Origin of the sequence: Moorena sp. SIO1G6, assembly GCF_010672795.1 — a bacterium.
Classification (GTDB): Bacteria; Cyanobacteriota; Cyanobacteriia; order Cyanobacteriales; family Coleofasciculaceae; genus Moorena; species Moorena producens.
The window spans coordinates 149,938-170,208 of record NZ_JAAHFZ010000006.1 but is presented as its reverse complement, the minus strand read 5'-3'; the positions used below and the strand labels follow the sequence as shown (position 1 = coordinate 170,208).

The 20,271-nt window shown below is 42.2% G+C and carries 19 protein-coding genes; 12 read left to right on the top strand and 7 right to left on the bottom strand.

Annotated elements, in window-relative coordinates; translation table 11 throughout:
* Positions 1 to 4 precede the first annotated feature (4 nt).
* The 4 genes from F6K63_RS08200 (at position 5) to F6K63_RS08185 (ending at position 6,525) form a co-directional block, all read left to right on the top strand.
* A complete protein-coding gene (locus F6K63_RS08200) occupies positions 5 to 316 on the top strand; it encodes an ABA4-like family protein (protein WP_075873636.1) in 312 nt (103 codons plus the stop codon).
* A gap of 564 nt (positions 317 to 880) precedes the next feature.
* Positions 881 to 3,169: a dynamin family protein gene (locus tag F6K63_RS08195; RefSeq protein ID WP_287311596.1), complete on the top strand. Its 2,289-nt coding sequence runs from the start codon at positions 881 to 883 to the stop codon at positions 3,167 to 3,169.
* A gap of 74 nt (positions 3,170 to 3,243) precedes the next feature.
* Positions 3,244 to 4,092: a hypothetical protein gene (locus F6K63_RS08190; RefSeq protein WP_287311595.1), complete on the top strand. Its 849-nt coding sequence runs from the start codon at positions 3,244 to 3,246 to the stop codon at positions 4,090 to 4,092.
* 129 nt (positions 4,093 to 4,221) lie between these two features.
* Complete coding sequence (locus F6K63_RS08185; RefSeq protein WP_287311593.1) at positions 4,222 to 6,525, top strand: dynamin family protein; 2,304 nt, start codon at positions 4,222 to 4,224, stop codon at positions 6,523 to 6,525.
* A 284-nt stretch (positions 6,526 to 6,809) separates the two neighbouring features.
* Here F6K63_RS08185 and F6K63_RS08180 read toward each other — a convergent pair whose 3' ends face one another.
* The 3 genes from F6K63_RS08180 to F6K63_RS08170 form a co-directional block, all read right to left on the bottom strand.
* On the bottom strand, positions 6,810 to 7,973 hold the full coding sequence (locus F6K63_RS08180; RefSeq protein ID WP_287311591.1) for a 5-(carboxyamino)imidazole ribonucleotide synthase: 1,164 nt from the start codon (positions 7,971 to 7,973) through the stop codon (positions 6,810 to 6,812).
* A gap of 164 nt (positions 7,974 to 8,137) precedes the next feature.
* The gene (locus F6K63_RS08175; protein WP_008180578.1) at positions 8,138 to 8,518 is read right to left on the bottom strand and encodes a pentapeptide repeat-containing protein; all 381 of its coding nucleotides are present in this window, start codon (positions 8,516 to 8,518) and stop codon (positions 8,138 to 8,140) included.
* Positions 8,519 to 8,678: 160 nt separating this feature from the next.
* A complete protein-coding gene (locus tag F6K63_RS08170; protein WP_287311589.1) occupies positions 8,679 to 8,810 on the bottom strand; it encodes a hypothetical protein in 132 nt (43 codons plus the stop codon).
* A 25-nt stretch (positions 8,811 to 8,835) separates the two neighbouring features.
* Here F6K63_RS08170 and F6K63_RS08165 point away from each other — a divergent pair, with 25 nt between their 5' ends.
* Entirely contained in the window at positions 8,836 to 9,186 is a 351-nt protein-coding gene (locus F6K63_RS08165) for a phage holin family protein (RefSeq protein WP_044492381.1), read from the top strand.
* Positions 9,187 to 9,763: 577 nt separating this feature from the next.
* On the opposite strand, the gene F6K63_RS08160 is transcribed toward F6K63_RS08165, so the two are convergent.
* Positions 9,764 to 9,937, bottom strand: coding sequence for a hypothetical protein (locus F6K63_RS08160; protein ID WP_287264754.1), 174 nt, complete (start codon positions 9,935 to 9,937; stop codon positions 9,764 to 9,766).
* A 654-nt stretch (positions 9,938 to 10,591) separates the two neighbouring features.
* On the opposite strand from F6K63_RS08160, the gene F6K63_RS08155 reads away from it, so the two are divergent.
* Entirely contained in the window at positions 10,592 to 13,540 is a 2,949-nt protein-coding gene (locus F6K63_RS08155; protein WP_287311587.1) for a zinc-dependent metalloprotease, read from the top strand.
* 141 nt (positions 13,541 to 13,681) lie between these two features.
* Here the strand turns inward: F6K63_RS08155 and F6K63_RS08150 are convergent, their stop codons facing one another.
* Positions 13,682 to 13,855: a hypothetical protein gene (locus F6K63_RS08150; protein WP_287311585.1), complete on the bottom strand. Its 174-nt coding sequence runs from the start codon at positions 13,853 to 13,855 to the stop codon at positions 13,682 to 13,684.
* A gap of 142 nt (positions 13,856 to 13,997) precedes the next feature.
* Between F6K63_RS08150 and F6K63_RS08145 the strand changes: the two genes are divergently transcribed.
* The 6 genes from F6K63_RS08145 (at position 13,998) to F6K63_RS08120 (ending at position 16,818) form a co-directional block, all read left to right on the top strand.
* A complete protein-coding gene (locus F6K63_RS08145; RefSeq protein ID WP_287311584.1) occupies positions 13,998 to 14,189 on the top strand; it encodes a hypothetical protein in 192 nt (63 codons plus the stop codon).
* Positions 14,190 to 14,521: 332 nt separating this feature from the next.
* Entirely contained in the window at positions 14,522 to 14,692 is a 171-nt protein-coding gene (locus F6K63_RS08140; protein WP_287254248.1) for a hypothetical protein, read from the top strand.
* 68 nt (positions 14,693 to 14,760) lie between these two features.
* On the top strand, positions 14,761 to 14,940 hold the full coding sequence (locus F6K63_RS08135) for a hypothetical protein (protein ID WP_287254246.1): 180 nt from the start codon (positions 14,761 to 14,763) through the stop codon (positions 14,938 to 14,940).
* A 29-nt stretch (positions 14,941 to 14,969) separates the two neighbouring features.
* Complete coding sequence (locus F6K63_RS08130; RefSeq protein ID WP_287311582.1) at positions 14,970 to 15,728, top strand: DsbA family protein; 759 nt, start codon at positions 14,970 to 14,972, stop codon at positions 15,726 to 15,728.
* A gap of 689 nt (positions 15,729 to 16,417) precedes the next feature.
* On the top strand, positions 16,418 to 16,639 hold the full coding sequence (locus F6K63_RS08125; RefSeq protein ID WP_008180564.1) for a hypothetical protein: 222 nt from the start codon (positions 16,418 to 16,420) through the stop codon (positions 16,637 to 16,639).
* Between the two features lie 2 nt (positions 16,640 to 16,641).
* Complete coding sequence (locus F6K63_RS08120) at positions 16,642 to 16,818, top strand: hypothetical protein (protein ID WP_008180562.1); 177 nt, start codon at positions 16,642 to 16,644, stop codon at positions 16,816 to 16,818.
* 234 nt (positions 16,819 to 17,052) lie between these two features.
* Here F6K63_RS08120 and F6K63_RS08115 read toward each other — a convergent pair whose 3' ends face one another.
* Positions 17,053 to 19,605: an NB-ARC domain-containing protein gene (locus F6K63_RS08115; protein ID WP_287311580.1), complete on the bottom strand. Its 2,553-nt coding sequence runs from the start codon at positions 19,603 to 19,605 to the stop codon at positions 17,053 to 17,055.
* Positions 19,602 to 19,994, bottom strand: coding sequence for a hypothetical protein (locus F6K63_RS08110; protein WP_287311578.1), 393 nt, complete (start codon positions 19,992 to 19,994; stop codon positions 19,602 to 19,604). The genes F6K63_RS08115 and F6K63_RS08110 overlap by 4 nt, the downstream gene beginning before the upstream one ends.
* Positions 19,995 to 20,271: the final 277 nt, after the last annotated feature.

Sequence of the window (20,271 nt, the reverse complement as noted above, 5' to 3'; positions counted from 1 at the left end):
ATTTATTAATAGCATTACACCAGAATCCGCCCAAGCCTTATCCAATCCTCAGTTAGCCGATATTGCCCGTTTCTTTAGTGACGAAACCGTTGCTGCTACTGGCTGGATACACTTCCTAGTTCTGGACTTGTTTGTAGGGCGTTGGATTTATTGCCAAGGGCAACAGGCTGGTATTTGGACTATTCACTCCCTAATTCTATGCTTATTTGCAGGACCAATCGGACTACTTTCTCATATTATTACCGCTTGGATTACCCAGAAATCCACCTCAGATAATCCCTTAGACCCTGAAACCACCAGTCCATCACAGACATAATCAGCGGGTTTATATCTGGGTTGTAAACACAGGGATTGCTTAAAAAGGCAAAAGGCAATAGGCAAAAGGCAATAGGGTAAAGAGGTCTGGAGTTTTATGGGACAGTCAAAAAATACCTTTTAGGTTTACATCTCATTTAAAGCACTACCCATTCAGGTTAGGAAATTGATACAAGTTGAAAAGCTGTTATGCTAAAATTTAGCCTGTTGCCTGTTGCCTTGCCCGTAGCGCTATGTCTTTGCCTAGATTAAGAAATATTTCAATTTGCCAGTTACCTTGACAAATTTGGGTTAAAAAACGCTATTATTATAGTAATAGTTATTCAAAAGCTAACTAAAGAATTAGGTAAAAATAAACACGAACTATAGGGTGCTTTACCATCGTTACAACTCAACACTAAAGGCTTTGAGGATAATGAGAAGCAACATCAAAAAGACGTTTGAAGCTGTTGAAGAATCAATCGGGAATGTTTACCAGGAATGGGGGAGTTTTCATGAGCATATCCGTGAGCAGTTACCCCCAGAATACTACAGTGAACTCGAAGATTTAAACAGCCAATTCCAGGTGGCGGTAAGTGAATTAGTTAAAGAACTCAGTGAACCGGTTCTTACCTTAGCGACAACCGGGACAACTAGCAGTGGTAAAAGTACCCTGGTCAACTTCTTGTGTGGCACAGAAATTCTCCCAGTTGCTGTACAAGAAATGAGTGCAGGGGTTGTGATTGTAGAATACAGTGAAACGAAATCTCTGAAAATTGATCAGACCCCAGGGGCACTTTGGGAATGTGGAGAATGGCGCAATCTTACCGACGAAGACATTTATGACCGTTTAGACCAAGTCATGAAGTCCTATCTTCAAGCTAATCGAGACGAAAAAACCAGTGTTGCTTGTCCACAAGCAACGATATATTATCCTTTCCGGCTTGTAGCCGATCCTAACCTGCTTGATTTGCCTGAAAAAACCAAAGTGCGAATCATGGATCTTCCCGGTTTAGCCCATGTGGGTGATGAAGGGAATGCTTCTGTGATTAGAAAATGTAAAGAAGCCTTATGTATAGTTACCTATAATAGTGCAGAAATCAATAAAGATACTGTTAGTCAGTTACTCCAAGAAGTCGTTGATCAGGTCAAAGAACTAGGAGGCTCACCAGCCCGGATGCTTTTTGTTCTGAATCGAATTGATGTGTTTCGGGATGACAAAGATTGGCCGGATAGTGAAAGATTTTTTTTCAAAAGAACTGTTCACGATATCAAACAGAAGTTAACCAAGGAGCTAGAAGAATATCAAGAAGATATTAGTGCTTTACAAGTAATAAAAATGAGTGCATTGCCAGCTCTATTGTCGGTTCAAATGAAGAGTCATAATCAGCAAAAAAGTACTCAAGCATCTGAAAAAATAAACAAGCGCTTTAATTTTTTAATTCCAGAAGATATCCTAGAAGATTTACCTGGACTGGCAAAGAAGTGGGATTCACAAGGACGTAAACGTGTTTCAGACGCTGTTTGGGAAGTATCTTACGCAGAGGAATTTCACAAATACCTGAAAGAGCATATCGATGAAAACTTTCCACAATTAGTTATTCCACAAATTGTAGACCGCTTTAAAGCTAAAGCAGCTAATGCAGTAGCAGAGTGGGCTATACAAACCACTTATGCCTTCATTAATAGTAAAGAAGAAGACTACCAAAAAGAATGTGATAATATCGCCCAAATTCGGCAAGACATCAGTCAGTTTATTTCACAAAAAGCTCAAGAACTAAGAGACCCTTTTGAAAAAATTGAAAATGCTCTAAAGGGTTTTAGAGAAGAGAGCGGTCAAAGTTTTTCCGAGGATAATAACTCTTCAGATACTACTTCAGATCCTAGGAATGAGTTGGAGCAAATTGTCGAAAGTATCATTGAAGAACTCAGGCAAGGAGACTACCAAGAGCGCGCAAACAGTTTAATATCGCTCTATCGATGGAGAAGAGGAGTAGAGCAAGCAGTAGTAAAGGAAATATTGACGCCAACGGTTGAGTCTTTGGATACAGGAAAAATATGTTTATATAGCAAAGTGCTTCAAGAAGCTGATCCGGACAAGTTGAATCTTTTAGAAGGAGTAATTAGAGATTTAATTGATTTAGAATATCCTACTAAAAATGGGAAGAAGATCGAAGCACGTACTGAGCAAGAGAAAAAAGATTTAAGGAAGCTTAATGATAAACTCAATCAATTGACTAGTGCATTGAAGGGTCTGATGAATGAAGCTGTCAAACAAATATTAGATCGAGAGATGAGAGGGGTAGTTGATGCCTTGAAGACTTTATTGGATTATTACCTGTCTCTTCTTGAGGAAGGAATGGGGAATATTGCCCCCAATTTAGCCATTAGCTTTTCGAGATCAGAACTTGAGATAATTGATAGTATACCTGAGCCAAAATTTAAGTTTGAAGCTGGATTCGCAATTATAGAAGGCACATGGCTAGAAGACGTTGAAGTTACGGAACTCAAGCGAACTTTATTTTTATTTAAAAGAAAAGTAAAGACGATTAAACAAGAACCACGCTCTAGTGATAATGCTCAGTTACCAAAAATAGAAGACATCAATAAAGACTGGCTATGGCAAAAAAATCAGGCAGAAATAGAAATTTATAGTCAGGTTGCGGATTGGTTTATCTGTCAAACCAATAAGTTTATAAAAAAGGTTGAGTCTTCTCAAAAAGAAATTGTAGACCGTTATCAAGAGCGGCTAGATAAAGCCTATGATCAAGCTCAACTATCTTTACAAAAAGACTTATCGATCTGGAATCCCCTACACCAGGAAGCTAAACAACTTAAGGAAAATATTAAGAAAGCTGGAAAAGTGCTGAGGTAGTTTCCCTCTATTCTGTAAGCTAGGGAAGCAACTTGATCAATATTCCAATTTTCCTTAAAGAGTATGATAACCAAATGGATAAAGAATCTCGAAGCCGCTTCGACGAAGTTTATAGTGAAATTGAGAAATGCTACAAATCAAAAGCCAAGGGTTGTATGTATACAGCAATCAGCAAGCTGTCTCCAGACAACTACCAGGAAATCTGTGAGCATTTCAATATAACTCAGGATTCGACCATCACACAAGACTTTCAGTTTTTGAAAAAGTATTTCATTGACGATGATAACAATCATTGGAGTAATAATATGGATAGAGTATTAAAAGTATTATGTAAAGAAGTATTAGATAAGCCGTTGCCAGAAGAGGATCCGTTGACGCAGTGTTTACGAGTTACTCCTGAGCCTTGGTTGACAATTATCTTTATACTTTTCATCTCTCTTATAGTTATTGGCTCCTACGCTTTTCTGAAACCAGTGATTTTTAAAACCCAAGAAAAACCAGAGCAATATACACCACCACTGTCACCGCAACCAAAAGACTCTACAGGAAAAGAATCTATTTTGTGCTTAGTTGTTCCTTCTCATCAATTAAGTGACTTGAAGATAAGTGACTTGAAGAATCAAGATGATCTGATTCCCTCAAATCGTGTTAAAGAACTGATATCGTCTGCTTCTTATTTTTTATGTTATGGTTCAGGGCAACCTATTGACCAAATAGTAAACCTCAATCTCAGTCCGGATAGTATTAATTATTCGAGTGATGAAGATGCCTACATCCAGCTGAGAATTCCTGGAGGTGAGAATATAATTGGTCAAAAAACAAAGTTCGAGCTTAGAAAAAATCTACCTGATGGTGATGCTAAAATCGATAAAATTGCTCGTCTTATTAACCTATATGGTTTAGAAAAATTTATTTGTGCTTAAGTAATTATAGCAATTCTATTTCCCATGAGGTACCAAGGTATCCCCCTAAATCCGCCTTAACAAGGGAGACTTTGAGGTTGCTTACTTTACATCATACATGCAATAAACGCTAGAAAATAAATTGGAAAAATGGATTGGAAAACTGCTTCATCCTATTATGAAACTCGTTTAAGTCACGCTTTAACTGTGTTGCGCCACGCCGTTGATTTAGCCAGGCTTCCTCAAGCCGGAGTTCCTGCTCACCTAAAAGAGGTTCTTTTAGAAGAAGAAAAACCCGCTCGTCGTCAGCTTGAACGCTTGAAAAAGCGAGAATTTCGGATTGCTGTTGTGGGCTTGGAAAAGGCGGGAAAAAGTACATTTGTTAATGCCTGGTTAGATTGTGATTTACTGCCAGCAAAAGCAGGACGTTGTACTTTTACAACGACACAAATTTATTCCGTTGAACAAGATTCTCAGCAAAGGCTAGAAGTTGAGCCTAAAACCGAAGAACAATTTACCAGTCTTTTGCATGAACTGGAGTCAGCTTCCAACAGTAATTCTAAACATAGTGATGGAGCCAAACAAGATTTAGAGACAATCCGAAAGTATCAAGACACTTTAAGACAAGTTCGTAGCGAAGGTCGGAAAACTATCCCATTTACTCGCCTAGAAGACATTAACAAAGACCTGAACAAGTATGTTGCTGATGAGCAATACGCCCATGCAGTATTAGAAGCTAGGCTGTATACCAATAAACTCGCCCAGGCTGAAGGTATTGTTTTCTATGATGTGCCTGGATTAGACTCAGGTTTAGCCAAGCATATAGAAGAATCTAGAGAAATGCTGTCAGATTGTGATGCTGTAATTTTGGTACAGCGAGATCCTAGTCCCAAGGGCTACGAACTTAAAATTGTTGAGTTTACTGAGCAGGGTGATAAGAATGTAAACGTTGCAGATAAATTTTTCGTTTTCTTGAGTCGGATTGATCAGTTGGCTAGTCCAGCAGCTCTTAAAGAACACCTTGATGAAGCATCAAATAGATGGCATGAAATAGCTAAATTATCTCCTGAGCAAATTGTACACGGTTCAGCGGGAGCTTATTTAGTATTAAATGGCTTCGCTAATCAACAAACATTGGAATCAGTTGGCAGTCCTGAAGAAATTTTAACTAAGCTTAACTCTGTGACAGGTATCGAAAATGAGGAAGTCTTAAAACAAGACGCGACTGGGATTCAGGAAATCAAGGCTCGTATTACTGACTATATTAATAATAAACGGGTTACTGTTTTACAGAAACGTTGTGAGGCTATAATTGAAAATATATTAACAACATCAAAAGAAATTTTTGAAATCGTTAGTAAGCGTTATTCAGAGAATCCAGCGGAAGCCAAGCGATTACAAGAAAATCAACGTCGTATTGAATTTTCCCAGTGGTGGGAAGAAAAGTGGAAAACGATTAAAGCAGACCTCAGCGACTATTATAATGATAATATATGGAACTCTACTGCAGAAGGAGAAGAATCTCTCAATTCAGATATTGTAGAAAAATTTCGGTCTCGATACCTCCAGGATATTGAGACTAAAATTGAAGAAATTAGAACCAATACTGAGCAAAGAAAACAGCGAATTTTTAAAGAAAATAATTCCGGTGTATTTGATGCTAAATTAACTGACTATAACTGGCGGAAAGAACTTTCTGCTACCATTAGCATTTTCTTAGTAGATATTGCTCATCACCTTGCCCTAGAAATCAAAGAAGAGGCATTAAAGTTAGTTGAATATCTGACTACGTTACTCTGGAAAACCCAGGAATTAGAGCAGCGACTTATTGGTAATCCCGAGGAGTTTGTGGAAGTATTAAGTCGAAGTTTGACGGCGTTGTTTCTTCGCTTTGCCCGTCCGGTTGCCGACTCCTTAATTCCTGGTCCTTTAGGGAGTGAAACTCGTCAGCGTATTGTGAAAAGACTGGGAGCGGATATAGAACTAGTCGATAATTACTACAGTGGGGAAGAAAAGGCTTTCAGCGTCCTAAGACGATATGTAAATCGTGGGTCAAAGTTGCTCTATGATCCCAAGCTGCGCCATGAGCTATTAGGTATTCGTGAAGTCTCTGGGGATGTGCCACCAAAACCTACCAATTCAGCGGAGAAGGTTATCTTGGAAGTTGAAACTGATATCAAAGCCTTTGAAACCTATTTGCGTTCGGCTATCTTTGAGGCCGCAGGGTTTGAGCAATTTTGCTTACAAGAACTCGATCAATTGCGCGATCGCTTTATTCGATATGAAGCCGTGTGGCGAGGAGTAGCCCAGAATGAATGGTTAGAAGAAAATCCCTTACTAATGGCTGAAATGCCCGAAGATTTAAAGGCTCACGAAGTCAATTTAGAAGTTAGCGATCGCTTACGCCAGTTATCTACTGCTTTAGCAAAGGGAGTAGGGAGTAGTAGAATGTAGAATTAATAATTTAGAATTTAGAATTAATAATTAAGAATTAATAATTGAGAATTGAGAATTGAGACTTCTACATTCTACATTCTACATTCTACATTCTTAATTCTACATTCTACATTCTACATTCTACATTCTTAATTCTACATTCTTAATTCTAGATTCTAGATTCTAGATTCTACATTCTTAATTCTACATTCTACATTCTACATTCTACATTCTACATTCTACATTCTAGATTCTACATTCTTAATTCTACATTCTACATTCTACATTCTTAATTATGAGTATTAGCCATACCAAACCGATTCAACCTTCTCAATTACCTCTTGTACGGAATTCCCATCACTCAAAACCGTGACATGACCTAACTTACGTCCTGGGCGGGATTGAGTCTTACCATACCAATGGACAAACGCCCCTGGTAAACTGGCTAAGGTCTGCCGTTTCTGTTGGTAATCATCCTGGGAAGATTCATAACCCAAAAGATTGACCATTACTGCACTGGGACAATGCATCTGTGGGCTACCTAAGGGTAAACCTACCACGGCTCGCAGTTGCTGCTCAAATTGAGAGGTTTCGCAAGCATCAATGGTGTAATGACCGGAATTATGGGTACGAGGGGACACTTCATTAACCAAAACTTTGTTATTGCTAGTCAGGAATAACTCAATCCCAAAGACTCCCACTACCTCTAAACTAGTCAGGAGAGTTTTTGCGATCGCATTCACCTCCGCCACCGTATCTGGGCTAATCTGGGCCGGTGCAATCACTCGCCGACACACCTGTTCTTCCTGCTGAGTTTCCACCACCGGGTAAACCACCACCTCCCCATCTACAGAACGAGCAGCCATTACTGCCAACTCCCGTTCAAAGGGAATAAACTCTTCTAGCACCACAGGTTGATTGCTTAACTGGTTCCAAGTTTCCTGTAAGCTATGACTGTCTTTAATAATAAACGTACCCTTGCCGTCATAACCTTGGCGTCGCGCTTTCAGCACCAGAGGAAACTCTAACTGACTCAGGTTGATGGGGGTCCGAGAAGAGGCTAGGGACTTTAATTCCTGCTTACCCACTTCCCCCTCCAGACTGATGAACTCTGGCTGGGGTAAACCAATCCGATCGAAATAGCAGCGTTGGTGATATTTATCCAACAGTGGCGCTAGGGCCTCTAGTCGGGGGTAAAAGCAAATTCCCCGCTTTGCCAGATATTTCAGGGCATGGAGGTTAATAAATTCATTCTCAAAGGTAATCACATCACAGCGAGATGCCATTTGCTCGGTAGCCACCCCATCATCAATAGCAGCAAAGATAGTTTCAGCAGCAACACAGACAGCTGGATCAGTAATATTAGGAGTTTGAACCACTAGCCGAATACCCAAAGATTTGGCAGCCATTGCCATCATCCAGGCCAGTTGTCCTCCACCAATTACACCTACTCGTTTAATCGACATCCCAAAGACTCACAAGTCACAACACCAGTTTTCAGATGCACCTTCCTCTAGCAAACAGTTATCAAATTTGCACACCATCCAGCATACCATCGGTCAAGTAAGCCCCATCGATCAAGACTGTTGACTATTTGATAGTCAACAGTCAACATTCAACAGTCAAGACCTTACCAACACCCCAAAGAGTCACGAGTCACCACACCAGTTGTAGGATTCACCCCACTTGCTACATCGCAGAGTTTTAACCGTTCTCTGACCGGTTGGATCAGGGTGCTAGTAAAATCAGCACCGGTGATGTCAGCCCCATCAAAACTGGCACGTTGCAGTAAGGCACCAGTAAAGATGACATCAGTTAAATCTGCATCATTGAAGCTAATGTTGTAGGTGTCGCTCTTGGTCAAGTCTGCTCCATGGAGATTAGCATTATTCAGGGTAGTATGTTTGATAGATGCTTGGATCAATTTGGCATCGGCTAAGTTAGCCTGGTCCAAATTGCAATAGGTAATTTTGACTTTCTGTAAGTCTTCACCAGATAAGTCTGCTCCCACGAGTTGTTTCCCATCGCAGGCTATACTCTTGGCGTGAACGGGTAAGGGATAACAAAAAACAGAGCACGCAAATAAGAATGTAACCAGTAGCCGGAAAAACATAAAGATTTATTGCTGCAATCGTCCAATTTAATCATACTGTGATGCATAATCACTTGAGTTATACCCAAGTAACTAGCACCAAATACTGCTCAGCCATCTTACAGCTTAATAGATCATGGCGAGCACCTTGAACAAATGCGATCGCTCTTGAGGACAACCAGGCTAATCTTGCCAGAATCGCTAAAATCATAGTGAGCGATATTTTTGTGAGATCGATGCTTAATATATTTTTGACTTGGCTGCTAAGTGCTATCTCACTAATGATTACTGCTTACCTGGTACCAGGAATTACCATTAGTGGTTTTGGTGCAGCTGCTGTAGCGGTAGTAGTCATTGGTTTAGTGAACGCCATCATTAGACCGATTCTAGTGATTCTGACCTTGCCCATCACAATTTTATCCATGGGACTATTTCTGTTGGTGATTAATGCTATCACCCTATCCCTGGCATCCTATTTCACTCCTGCTGCGTTTATGGTCAACGGTTTCTGGCCAGCTTTTTTTGGGGCCATCGTTCTGACTTTGGTGTCTAGTGTTATCAATAGCTTGGCTGCTAATCAAGTTTAAGCTATCAGCTATCAGCGTGTCGCGTATCAGCCGCTTTAACTGCACGGGGTCGGATTAGTAAAACCAGCAGGGATTCTGAACCAGACGTAGCATAACCCCTGGTGCTTGTTTACTACCTGCCGTTGATGAGCTGACTGTTGACAGCACCTCAAGTAGCGTGGGCGTAGCGCATTTGCTGAATGCTTACCTAATTTAGCTGACACTACTTTCAGTCAACTATACTTCTGAGCTTAAGTAGTCAGCTGCAAGGGCTGACTAATAAATACCTGAAAGCTGACTGCTCAAAGTATAGCTTGACTTGAAGTCACTGTACAGTTTTTTTGTAAGCATTCAGCTATCAGCCGTCAGCCGTCAGCTAATTAACTAATCAACGGGAGGTAGTAAACAAGCTTACGAACGAGTATGGCTGGTTGACAATCCCTGCTCGTTTGACTGATCCGACCCAGTGCAGTTAAAGCGCCTACTCGCTAATAGCTGATAGCTGTTCGCACCTCAGAGGATATCTCCCAAGTTTTTTTATACTGAATTTTGCCCCCCTAGCCCCCCAACTTTGGGGGGAACAAGAGTCAATTTGCTTCTAAAAGTCCCCCAAAATTGGGGGATTTAGGGGGCTTGGATGTAACAAATGAAACTTCTCAGACAACCTCTCAAGCAGCGTGGCCATTAGCGTAGCGTGGCCAACGGCCAAGGCCAAGCGTGCGCGTAGCGCATTAGCTGACGGCTGAATGCTTAGGTTTTTTTGAACTGCCAAGGCTCAAAGTACAGGAAAAATAGATCTAGACTAACCCAAGGTGTGGAAATTTCGGGGTGCTTGAAGGGTTAGTCCATTGATTCGTCTATTTAATTAAAAAAAGCTATAGTAAAACCACTATAGTAAAATCACACCATCTTGACTAAAAATAAATAGAACATCTAAAACCATGGCTCTGCTCTGTGCTTCCCATTGATAGTAATACTTAAGTAATACTTAGGAATCAGAAGCTATAAAGATTAAACTAATCAACAACTAATCAATTGTAACTCTAGCAGCTATCAATTGGTTGAAGTACTTTCGTCTTGGGTAGTAGGGAGTAGAGAGTAGGGAGTAGGGATAAAAAAAATGAAGGGACATTATATAGCAGAAGTCAGAAGTCAGAAGTCAGAAGTCAGAAGTCAGAAGTCAGAAGTCAGAAGTCAAACTCTTGCGCTTACAAAGGGTGTGAGACTTTTGTCATGTCCTAACTGCCCTGGCGACTGCTATAAGTGTCATAAACGCTATAATCAATAATTAATTGTCAAATTTAGGAAGTTGGTAATTATGATATGAAGTGATGAAGTTTAAATTTTTAAGCTTTCATGATTCCTAACCATGATAATTATTAATCAGTCCTCTTTATTTTCGTAAAAAAAAATTAGTGATTAATCGATGAAAAGACTAAAGTTCTTGATATTATGTGTGTGTGCATTCGTCTTGGTACTATCCCCTTTGTACCTCCAAACCATAGCTCTATCTACTCCAAGGGGCAATACTTTGGATCAACATTTGGGTCAACAGATTGTTGACTCGCCCCAACTAACCTTAGCCCATAACCAAGTTCAAACTCCTGAAATTGCTGAAGGCCCCTCAGAGGCACCCTCAGAGGATTTATCCGATTCAGATAGTAGTAATTCCAAGTTAAAGCCCTTTGATAAGGTCGTAGAAGATGCCGAAGAATTAGCAGGATTACTCACCCTCTACCGCAATAAAGAAAAAGACAAAGTTTATTTAGAAATTGAGCCCGATCAACTAAATCAAAACTTCCTATGTGTTGTCACCCTTGCTTCGGGAATTGGGGAGTTGGGGCTCCAAACAGGTTGGCCAGTTAATGATTTTTTGTTCCAATTCCGCCGCCGACAGAAGACCATAGATTTAGTCATACCAAATATCTACTTCCGTACTCGACCCGGTGACCCCCAAGAGCGTTCTGTTAAGCGTTCTTTTAGTGATTCGGTGCTATATTCCCTGCCCATTACTAGTATTCATCCAGAACGAAAAACTCTGTTGGTGGATTTAACACAACTCCTCGTCAGCGATGGGTCTTTCTCTGGACTATCATCGGCTTTTCCTTGGATATTAGGAGGCAGTTATGGAGTAGACCCTCAAAAATCCTATGTCAGTGATGCTCAAGCATTTCCGTTGAATGTAGAGATTGAGTCGGTTTATGGGTTTTCTGGTGGAGGAGATTTATTCTTTCCCTTAAGGAGTCTGCCAGATCAACGGGCATTTAATCTTAGTGTCCGCTATAGCTTTTCTAAACTACCGACCAACAATGGTTACCGTCATCGACTCGCCGATGAACGGGTAGGCTATTTCATCAGTGCTTATCAAAATCTATCCAATCAAAACCGGAAACAGCCCTTTATCCGTTATATCAGGCGCTGGCATTTAGAAAAACAAGACCCTACTGCTACTGTATCCCCCCCAAAAGAACCGATTGTATTTTGGATTGAAAATACTGTACCTCTGGAGTACCGAGATGCAATTCGGGAGGGGGTTTTGATGTGGAATGAAGCCTTTCGGGAGGCAGGGTTTGACAATGCCATTGAAGTGCGGCAAATGCCAGATGATGCGACCTGGGACCCCGCTGATATTCGCTACAACACCATTCGCTGGTCCAATTCTTTTCCCTCATTCCCAGGCATTATCGCTATGGGTCCATCCCGAGTGAACCCCTTGACTGGGGAAATCTTGGATGCAGACGTGATTATTGATGCTAATGCGGTGCGCTGGATCAAAGCCGAATACCAGGCTATTGCTTCCCAGCCTCAATCCCAGGCATTATCTGGGTTATCCCAATTCCCGTTTAATGGTTCCCTGTGTAGTAATGGCATCAAAAGTCCTTACCTCAAATGGCAGGAAATCCTCAAGAGCAATCCTGGCAAAGCGGCTCAGTTGAACCTACCAGCTGGGCAATTCCTAACCGGACTAACCCAAGTCCCAGACCATGAGTTCTGTTTTGGCATGGCATCAGCTCAGCAAGCTAAATTTGGAGCATTGTCTCTATCGATGGTAAACCACGAGTTGCCCAGTGGTGAGGAAATGAAAACCTTCATCCATCAGTATTTGCGCTACCTGACAGCTCACGAAGTTGGTCATACTCTGGGATTGCGCCACAATTTCCGGGGCAGCACCATGTTGAGTCCAGAGGAATTGAATAATACTGAGATTACCCGCAACCAAGGGCTAGTCGGGTCAGTCATGGATTATGTACCAGTTAATCTAGCGCCAGAGGGAATGGAACAGGGAGATTATTTCTCGACAGTGGTTGGTCCCTATGATAAGTGGGTGATTAAGTATGGCTACAGTCCTATTGATGCTCTGACTCCTCAACAAGAATTACGCACACTGCGCAAAATTGCTGCTGAAGGGTCCGAAATGGGACTATCCTATGCTACAGATGAGGATACTTTCGATTTTATTGACCCAGAAGCTAAAGTTTGGGACCTTAGTGGTGATCCATTGCGCTACTCTCAGTGGCAAATGGAGAATGCTAAGGCAATTTGGAAACGCTTGAACACCAGTTACCTGCTGCCTGAAGAAAGTGCTGGGGATTTACGCGATCGCTTTGATACGGTCTTCTCCTATTTCTTTGAAAACGCTATGTCCCTTACTGGTTATATTGGGGGACAAACCTTTAATCGAAACTACACTGGTGGCAAGACTGGCACACTCCCCTTTGAACCGATCCCTGTGGAAAAACAGCGTCAGGCTTTAGCCATGCTCGGGGAGTATATGTTTGCTGAAGATACCTTTAACTTCTCACCCCAACTCCTCAACCAGTTAGCCCCATCTCGCTGGACTCACTGGGGTACTTTTCCCACTATTTTCCCCCTCGATTATCCCATTCATGAGCGAGTGATGTTAGTTCAAACCATTGTGCTGGGGGATTTATTTTCATCAGAACGGCTGGCTCGTTTGCGGGATGCTCAACTGAAAACTAGCTCTGGGGAAGCCTTGACCATGGCAGAAGTGTTTGACACCGTTCAAGATAGCATCTGGAAACTAGATAGTAACGCTAAGATTGAGCCAATCTCTAGCTTGCGTCGGGGATTGCAACGGCAGTATATGAGTCTTTTAGTGAACATGGCACTGCGCAATTCCAATAGTCTAGAAAGTGCCCGCACCTTCCCTGAATTTATTATTGCTATCCAAACCTTTAATACTCCCGAGGATGCTCGGGTGTTAGCCCGGTATAAACTCCGTCAATTGCGGGATGCGATCGCAAAAACCTTGAACAAACAAGGGAAAAACCTTGATACTGCTAGCTTAGCCCACTTAGAAGGCGCACGCGATCGCATTACTAAAGTGTTGGATGCACCGTTGCAAGCGGAATGAATCATGACTTGAGCCGTAAGCTATCAGCTATCAGTTTTCAGCTTAAGCGCTACGCGCACGCTTCGCGAACAGCTATCAGTTTTCAGCTTAAGCGCTACGCGCACGCTTCGCGAACAGCTATCAGTTTTCAGCTATCAGCTTTCAGCTAAAGGCCAACCGCTGAGGGCCAACCGCTGAGGGCCAACCGCTGAGGGCTGAGGGCTGACCACTGACGGTTGACGGCTGAATCCTTACCTTAAGCCACTCCCCCGAATTGAATTTGGGGGATTCTGTTTGACCCGGTGGGTGGAATGAGCCTGTTGGTGGAACAGGCATCTTGCCTGTTTCATTTCCCAGCGGTCTGTCCCAACCCTGGCCACGAGGCTGAAAATGAGTACGAGCCCTTCCCTAACCCACCCTAAGCCTGTCGTCTTCCCAGGCATTTTTATTTCCTTGCCATCTAGCGGTTTCCAACCTAATGAGGTACACAAGATTGTGTAGCTCTTGCCTCTTGCCTCTTGCCTCTTGCCTCTTGCCTCTTGCCTATTATCTGTTGCCTGTTCTCTGTTCCCTGTTCCATAAAACCCAGGACTCTGTACCTCACCAAATTAAAAAATGTAATAGTACCCTTAAGGGTACTGCCGATCTAGGAATACTTTTTAGATATTAGAAGAGGGTTCAAGGTCAGTGAGATTTATTCACCTGATTTGCATCCGTGAGTACCTAATTGAAGTAAAAAGTAAACCAGAGTCATGAGTAATCTAAAAAAGAGTATCTTGATCGTTTTAAGTTGTTTGATTCTTGCAGCAATAACCATATTGCCAGCCCAGCCTGCCTTTGCCGCTAATGGGTGTCGTGGAAGTGACTGCATCCAATATGAACTTCGCACTCAAGCTACTTGTACATTGCAAGGATCTGACCAGTCTGGTCTACCTCCAACTGGAAAAAGTCCTGGATGGTATAAAGGACTAAATACAGAGATCGACCATCAAATTTTGGGCGGTGGGTGATGTTGTTGCCTATAAAATTCGTTGGTTAAATGGTTCATGGTCTGGCTGGTATGTCACAGGAGTTAATGATATCGATTGGAAGTTTAACACTGGTACTAATGACATGCGTCGTGTTTGGGGCTATTTTTCTGACCACCAACATCAATACATTTTGTGCAAATAACTGGTGCAAATAACCCTGATGTCTAAGAGATTTATTGATAGACAATAAGACTATCAAGACATTTATAGGTGTCTTCCACAGAGGAAGACATCTTCCTCTTTTATGGGATGCCAGGATTACGTCTGGAGGGTGAATCGCAATGCATGGAATTAGGCAAAAATTATAATAACATCTTCAAATTCCCGACAATCCCACCGATTAATCCATCCGTTACCGATCCGTTGCCGATGTTGCCTGATGTGAGATAACCTATGCCTTGGTTCCATTTAAGACAATCATGTTCACTAAGCTCCTTAGCATTTTCCAGAAAGCCCTATCACTGACAGGATTACTCCTACTCCTGTCCTTCTCAACCTGGTCACTCCCAGCCACAGCAGCCCCCAACATTACTCCTCAACTAGAACAACAAATACTCGACGTCATCCGCAAGCACCCAGAAGTAATCCTAGAATCGGTCCAGAGATACCAGCAGCAACTGGAACGGGAAAGCCAGCAGCGACAGCAAGCAATCTTGCAGGGCTTCAAAACCAATCCCCAAGCCTTCATTGGTTCCTCCCCCACCACTGGCTCCACTGAAGATAAAATTGTGCTAGTAGAATTCTCAGACTTTCAGTGTCCCTTCTGTGCCAGAGCTCACGACACCGTCAACCAGTTTATAGCAAACCATGGTGATGAAGTCACCTTAGTTTACAAACACTTCCCCCTCACCCGAATTCATCCCCAAGCCCTGCCAGCCGCTCAAGCAGCTTGGGCGGCCACTCAACAAGGCAAATTCTGGGAGTACCATGATGCCCTCTTCGCCAATCAAAAGCAATTAGGAGAAGAGTTATATCTTGCCATTGCCCAAGACCTAAATTTAGACCTAGAGGAGTTTAACCGAGATCGGAACGCAGCTGATCGTGCTATTGCAGAAGACATGCAGCTAGCAGAAATATTGGGACTGAGCGGCACACCCTTCTTTGTGATGAATGGTGAAGCCTTCTCTGGTGCTGTGCCCCTACAACAGATAGAAGCGATATTGGCACGAGTGCGCTAAATAAAGTAGGGTGGGCAAATTAATCTAATCTCGAATACTTAAAAGAACCAAACTGTTTTTGCCCATCCTACAAGCTCAATAAAGTAGGGTGGGCAAATTAATCTAATCTCGAATAGTCACAATAACCAAACTGTTTTTGCCCACCCTACAAGCTCAATAAAGTAGGGTGGGCAAATTAATCTAATCTCGAATACTCACAATAACCAAATTGTTTTTGCCCACCCTACAAGCTCAATAAAGTAGGGTGGGCAAATTAATCTAATCTCGAATAGTCACAAGAACCAAACTGTTTTTGCCCACCCTACAAGCTACAGCTAAATAAAGTAGGGTGGGCAAAGTAATCTAATCTCGAATAGTCACAATAACCAAACTGTTTTTGCCCACCCTACAAGCTCAATAAAGTAGGGTGGGCAAAGTAATCTAATCTCGAATAGTCACAATAACCAAACTGTTTTTGCCCACCCTACAAGCTCAATAAAGTAGGGTGGGCAAATTAATCTAATCTCGAATAGTCACAAGAACCAAACTGTTTTTGCCCACCCTACAAGCTCAATAAAGTAGGGTGGGCAAATTAATCTAATCTCGAATACTCACAATAACCAAACTGTTTTTGCCCACCCTACAAGCTACAGTACCTCACCCTATTGAAAACCGCTATACTGAATGAAGTAAACAAGGCGTTAAAATCTATGGCAAGGAATACTAAAAGTCATTTTGCTCCCTACTTAAAATATAGAGGTAAAACTGTTGAAGAACAAATTAAACTCAATCAACCTGCTCTGGCATGGCTAAGAAAACGCCTCGAAGAGGAAATCACTCAAGAAGAAGCTAAAATCAGACAGGAAGATTTAGAAAAATTTAAACAAATTGTTGATAGTTTTCGTCCAGAAGGCTCTAAGCTATATAACTAAGAATGATTGTTTTTGTCGATACAGGGGTTTTAGGGTTGCTATCTTCTCCCAATGACAAATTAGAAGCACAACAATGTCAGCAATCGCTTTACTCTCTTTTAGCTAGAGGGGTTTATGTACTGAGTTCTGATTTGTGTGATTATGAAGTTACTCGAAGATGGCAAGATATTAGATTTTGAATTGAGGGATGCGAACGCACTCTATATTTCCTGAACTTTATTTCAGCGCAATTATTCCCCATGGAACAGGCATCAACTGAATCCTAATACCTGTTCGCCCCACACCCAGTAAAGCTAATAATAATTCCTCTATCCTTGATTAACTCTTATCTCTTGCCTCTTGCCTTTTGCCTTTTGCCTTTTGCCTCTTATCTGTTCCCTACTCCCTACTCCCTACTCCCTACTCCCTTTCCTTTACTTCCACCATCCGCTAACATCCTCAACCGCTGCCATCGTTTCTCTTAGGGCTTCAACACCCCCAAACTTAATGATTAAAGGAGCTAATTGAGGAAGAGCTTCAAGAAAATTGGGACGGGTTAGACTAGCTAAACTATCAAGAATTTCTTGCCAAAGAGGAAAATCAACTGACGAAGGAGTTAAGTTCTCAATCAAGTGCTGTAAGCCAAATGCTCGGTAGTATTCAGACTCAATCCCTCTGGCGCAATCTAAGGCTTGGGGTAACAACACATCGGGTAAGTGGGGGGCTAAGCGCTCTAAAGCATAGGCTCGGTGGTGTTCAAACTCAATCCCTCTGGCGCAATCTAAGGCTTCTGGTAACACATCGGGTAAGTGGGGGGCTAAGGCGATTAAGGCAAATGCTCGGTGGTATTCATACTTAATCCCTCTGGCGCAATCTAAGGCTTTTGGTAACACATCCGGGAAGTGGGGGGCTAAGGCGACTAAGGCTCTGGCTCGGCAGTTTTGATCGGAAATCCCTCTGGCGCAATCCAAGGCTTCTGGTAACACATCGGGTAAGTGGGGGGCTAAGGTGATTAAGGCTTTTGCTCGTTCGTATTCATCGGAAATCCCTCTGGCGCAATCTAAGGCTTTGGGTAACAACACATCGGGTAAGTGGGGGGCTAAGGCGACTAAGGCATTAACTCGGTAGTATTCAGACTTAATCCCTCTGGCGCAATCTAAGGCTTCCGGTAACACATCCGGGAAGTGGCGGGCTAAGGTGACTAAGGCATTAACTCGGGATAATTCATTGGAAATCCCTCTGGCGCAATCTAAGGCTTCCGATAATAAAGAAGGGGGAAGATACTCACTAATTGCCTCCAAACCCGTTACTTGACTACTATAATCTTTATTCTGTCGCACATAAGCTAGTGCTTGAGCTGGCGTCCAGATTTTATTCTGCAGTAATGCTGCCATTAACGTTGGAGGAATATTTCCAGCCAAGCTGTTGAGGGATGTGGTAATCAGAGCATACCGACACTGTAAACTAATCGATTCTGTAGGATTTTCTGTAAAATTATCTGCTGCTATTGCCCAAGCTCTCGATACATCCTTGATAAAATTAGCAGTGTTCCCCTGTCTCTCACACTGCCAATACCAACCGTTATCTCCTGCTGGAGTTTCTTCTTTCAGGAGTTGATGAATGTCATTAATTTTTTTAGCTTTCTCTAGATGCCAGAATAAGTGACTATAGATGTAACCATCATCGGGGAAAGTATGCCATAATCCCTTATCGGTCTTAGTTTGATAACGTTCTAATAATTGTTGATGAGCTTCGGTAATTGATAATCCTAACTCTGATTGTACCAGACGACGGGCTAAATCATGTAACAAGTCATGGAGGCGATAGTTAGTTTCTGGTGTAGTAGATAAACCTGGTAGTAATAACGCTTTTTGTCGTAAGTATCTTAACGTATCTTTAGCTTCAACTAAATTACAGTCCCATAACGTTGTGGCCATGGTTTCAGTAATAGTAACATCCTCTGGCAGTACCCCTAACCAAGCAAAGTTTTTCAACCTCTCGTCGTCGCATAATCCCTTTAAACTGAGATTCAAGGAAGCCACTAGACTATAGTTTTTGCGCTTAGCGTCACTTGGCTCTTCCTCTGCTTTCAATCTATCCAAGGCTTCTATGCCAACAATTAAATCTTGTAACTCATCCAGTAACTCCTGCCAAGAGATGCCATCTCTAACTTGGGCAGCAGCTAATTCTAAGGCCAGGGGTAAATATCCCACAGTTTTGGCTAAGGTTTCAGCATATTCCAGGTCTTGATTAGTTAGCTGGTTGGTTACAGCAATTTTCGCCCCCCTAGCCCCCCAACTTTGGGGGGAAATTGAGTTAAAGTCCCCCGCCCCCCTAGCCCCCCAATTCTGGGGGGAAATTGAGTTAAAGTCCCCCAGAATTGGGGGATTTAGGGGGCTTGTAGCTAAAGGTAGTGAGGTCGATTCATCTGAAAACAGCTGTAAACAAGACATTAATAACTCCAAGGATTGATTGGGAGTCATCACGTCTAAATCATAGGCAATCGCACCTTCAACCTGGGCTTCTCTGGTAGTTACTAAAAGCCGACAGCCATCCCCAGCCACTCGAAAGGGTTCAACATGGTCAGGATGCCAAACATCATCCACTACTAGTAACGCTTTCTGATCGGATAATAATGTTCTTAGTTGTAAAGAAGCGCTATCAATATTAATCGGTTTGAAGTCATAATCTCCTAATTGCTGTATCCACGTACTTAGAAAGGATAAGATATCAGGTTGCTGACCTAAGGTTGCCCAAAAAATACCATCAGGAAAATGAGATTGAACCTCTGAATCATGGGCTAAGGCGGCAGTAATGGTGGATTTCCCAATGCCTCCTAAGCCATAGATGGCACTAACTACTAAGGTGCCAGCTTTTGATGTTTCTTGGGATAAAAGGATTTGTTTTAGTCGTTGGCTAACTTCCGGGCGTTCCACATAATACAGAGGTAGTGGGGGAGCTTGATTGAATCGAGTTTGGTTATTCATATTCTCAATGTTGTAATTTTAACTAGTAGCGTAGCTTGGTGGGATTCCAATGCTTTAGTAATCTCTTGAATAATTTGCTCTAAATTAGGCAAAGCTTGAGCATCAACAGTAGTCACTAAACGCTCCATAGCTTGGGCAACTTCCGGATTTTGCTTAGCTGCTGCTTCTACCTGCAATACCACTTCGGCATAATCAAGAGGTTGCTCTGGAGCTTTTGCGATCGCAGTTACTGTATCTGGAGACTGTTTTCTGAATAATTCCAGAAACAACCGCTTAGGTGTGTCCCAGAGAGCTTCCCCTACCTTGTGCCCGATTTTTTCTACGGCTTTAGTCGCTACCAGAATACCAACAGTAGCAATAGGTAAACTCACAGTTGTTAATGGTTCCATAGTTGAACAAGATTACTCAAAGTTAAAGTATATTATAGTATTTTTAAATTGGGTTTAGATATTTTAGAGTTTAGTAGGGTGGGCAGTGCCTACTAATGCGATCGCCAGCTACTGTTATCTATCTTTGGCACTGCCCACCCTACATCAATATTCTATTGTGATTAATTCGGGCGGTGGGCAGTGCCTACTAATGCTATCTCCAGCTGCTCTTATCTATCTTTGGCACTGCCCACCCTAGATCTGGGTTTTAGTGAGTTAGTTAGTAGGGTGGGCAGTG

Coding starts and splice junctions, on each gene's coding strand:
- F6K63_RS08190 (WP_287311595.1), top strand. CDS start 3,244: ATGGATAAAGAATCTCGAAGCCGCTTCGACGAAGTTTATAGTGAAATT.
- F6K63_RS08185 (WP_287311593.1), top strand. CDS start 4,222: ATGGATTGGAAAACTGCTTCATCCTATTATGAAACTCGTTTAAGTCAC.
- F6K63_RS08180 (WP_287311591.1), bottom strand. CDS start 7,973: ATGTCGATTAAACGAGTAGGTGTAATTGGTGGAGGACAACTGGCCTGG.
- F6K63_RS08170 (WP_287311589.1), bottom strand. CDS start 8,810: ATGATTTTAGCGATTCTGGCAAGATTAGCCTGGTTGTCCTCAAGAGCG.
- F6K63_RS08165 (WP_044492381.1), top strand. CDS start 8,836: ATGCTTAATATATTTTTGACTTGGCTGCTAAGTGCTATCTCACTAATG.
- F6K63_RS08155 (WP_287311587.1), top strand. CDS start 10,592: ATGAAAAGACTAAAGTTCTTGATATTATGTGTGTGTGCATTCGTCTTG.
- F6K63_RS08150 (WP_287311585.1), bottom strand. CDS start 13,855: ATGCCTGTTCCACCAACAGGCTCATTCCACCCACCGGGTCAAACAGAA.
- F6K63_RS08145 (WP_287311584.1), top strand. CDS start 13,998: ATGAGGTACACAAGATTGTGTAGCTCTTGCCTCTTGCCTCTTGCCTCT.
- F6K63_RS08130 (WP_287311582.1), top strand. CDS start 14,970: ATGTTCACTAAGCTCCTTAGCATTTTCCAGAAAGCCCTATCACTGACA.
- F6K63_RS08125 (WP_008180564.1), top strand. CDS start 16,418: ATGGCAAGGAATACTAAAAGTCATTTTGCTCCCTACTTAAAATATAGA.
- F6K63_RS08120 (WP_008180562.1), top strand. CDS start 16,642: ATGATTGTTTTTGTCGATACAGGGGTTTTAGGGTTGCTATCTTCTCCC.
- F6K63_RS08115 (WP_287311580.1), bottom strand. CDS start 19,605: ATGAATAACCAAACTCGATTCAATCAAGCTCCCCCACTACCTCTGTAT.
- F6K63_RS08110 (WP_287311578.1), bottom strand. CDS start 19,994: ATGGAACCATTAACAACTGTGAGTTTACCTATTGCTACTGTTGGTATT.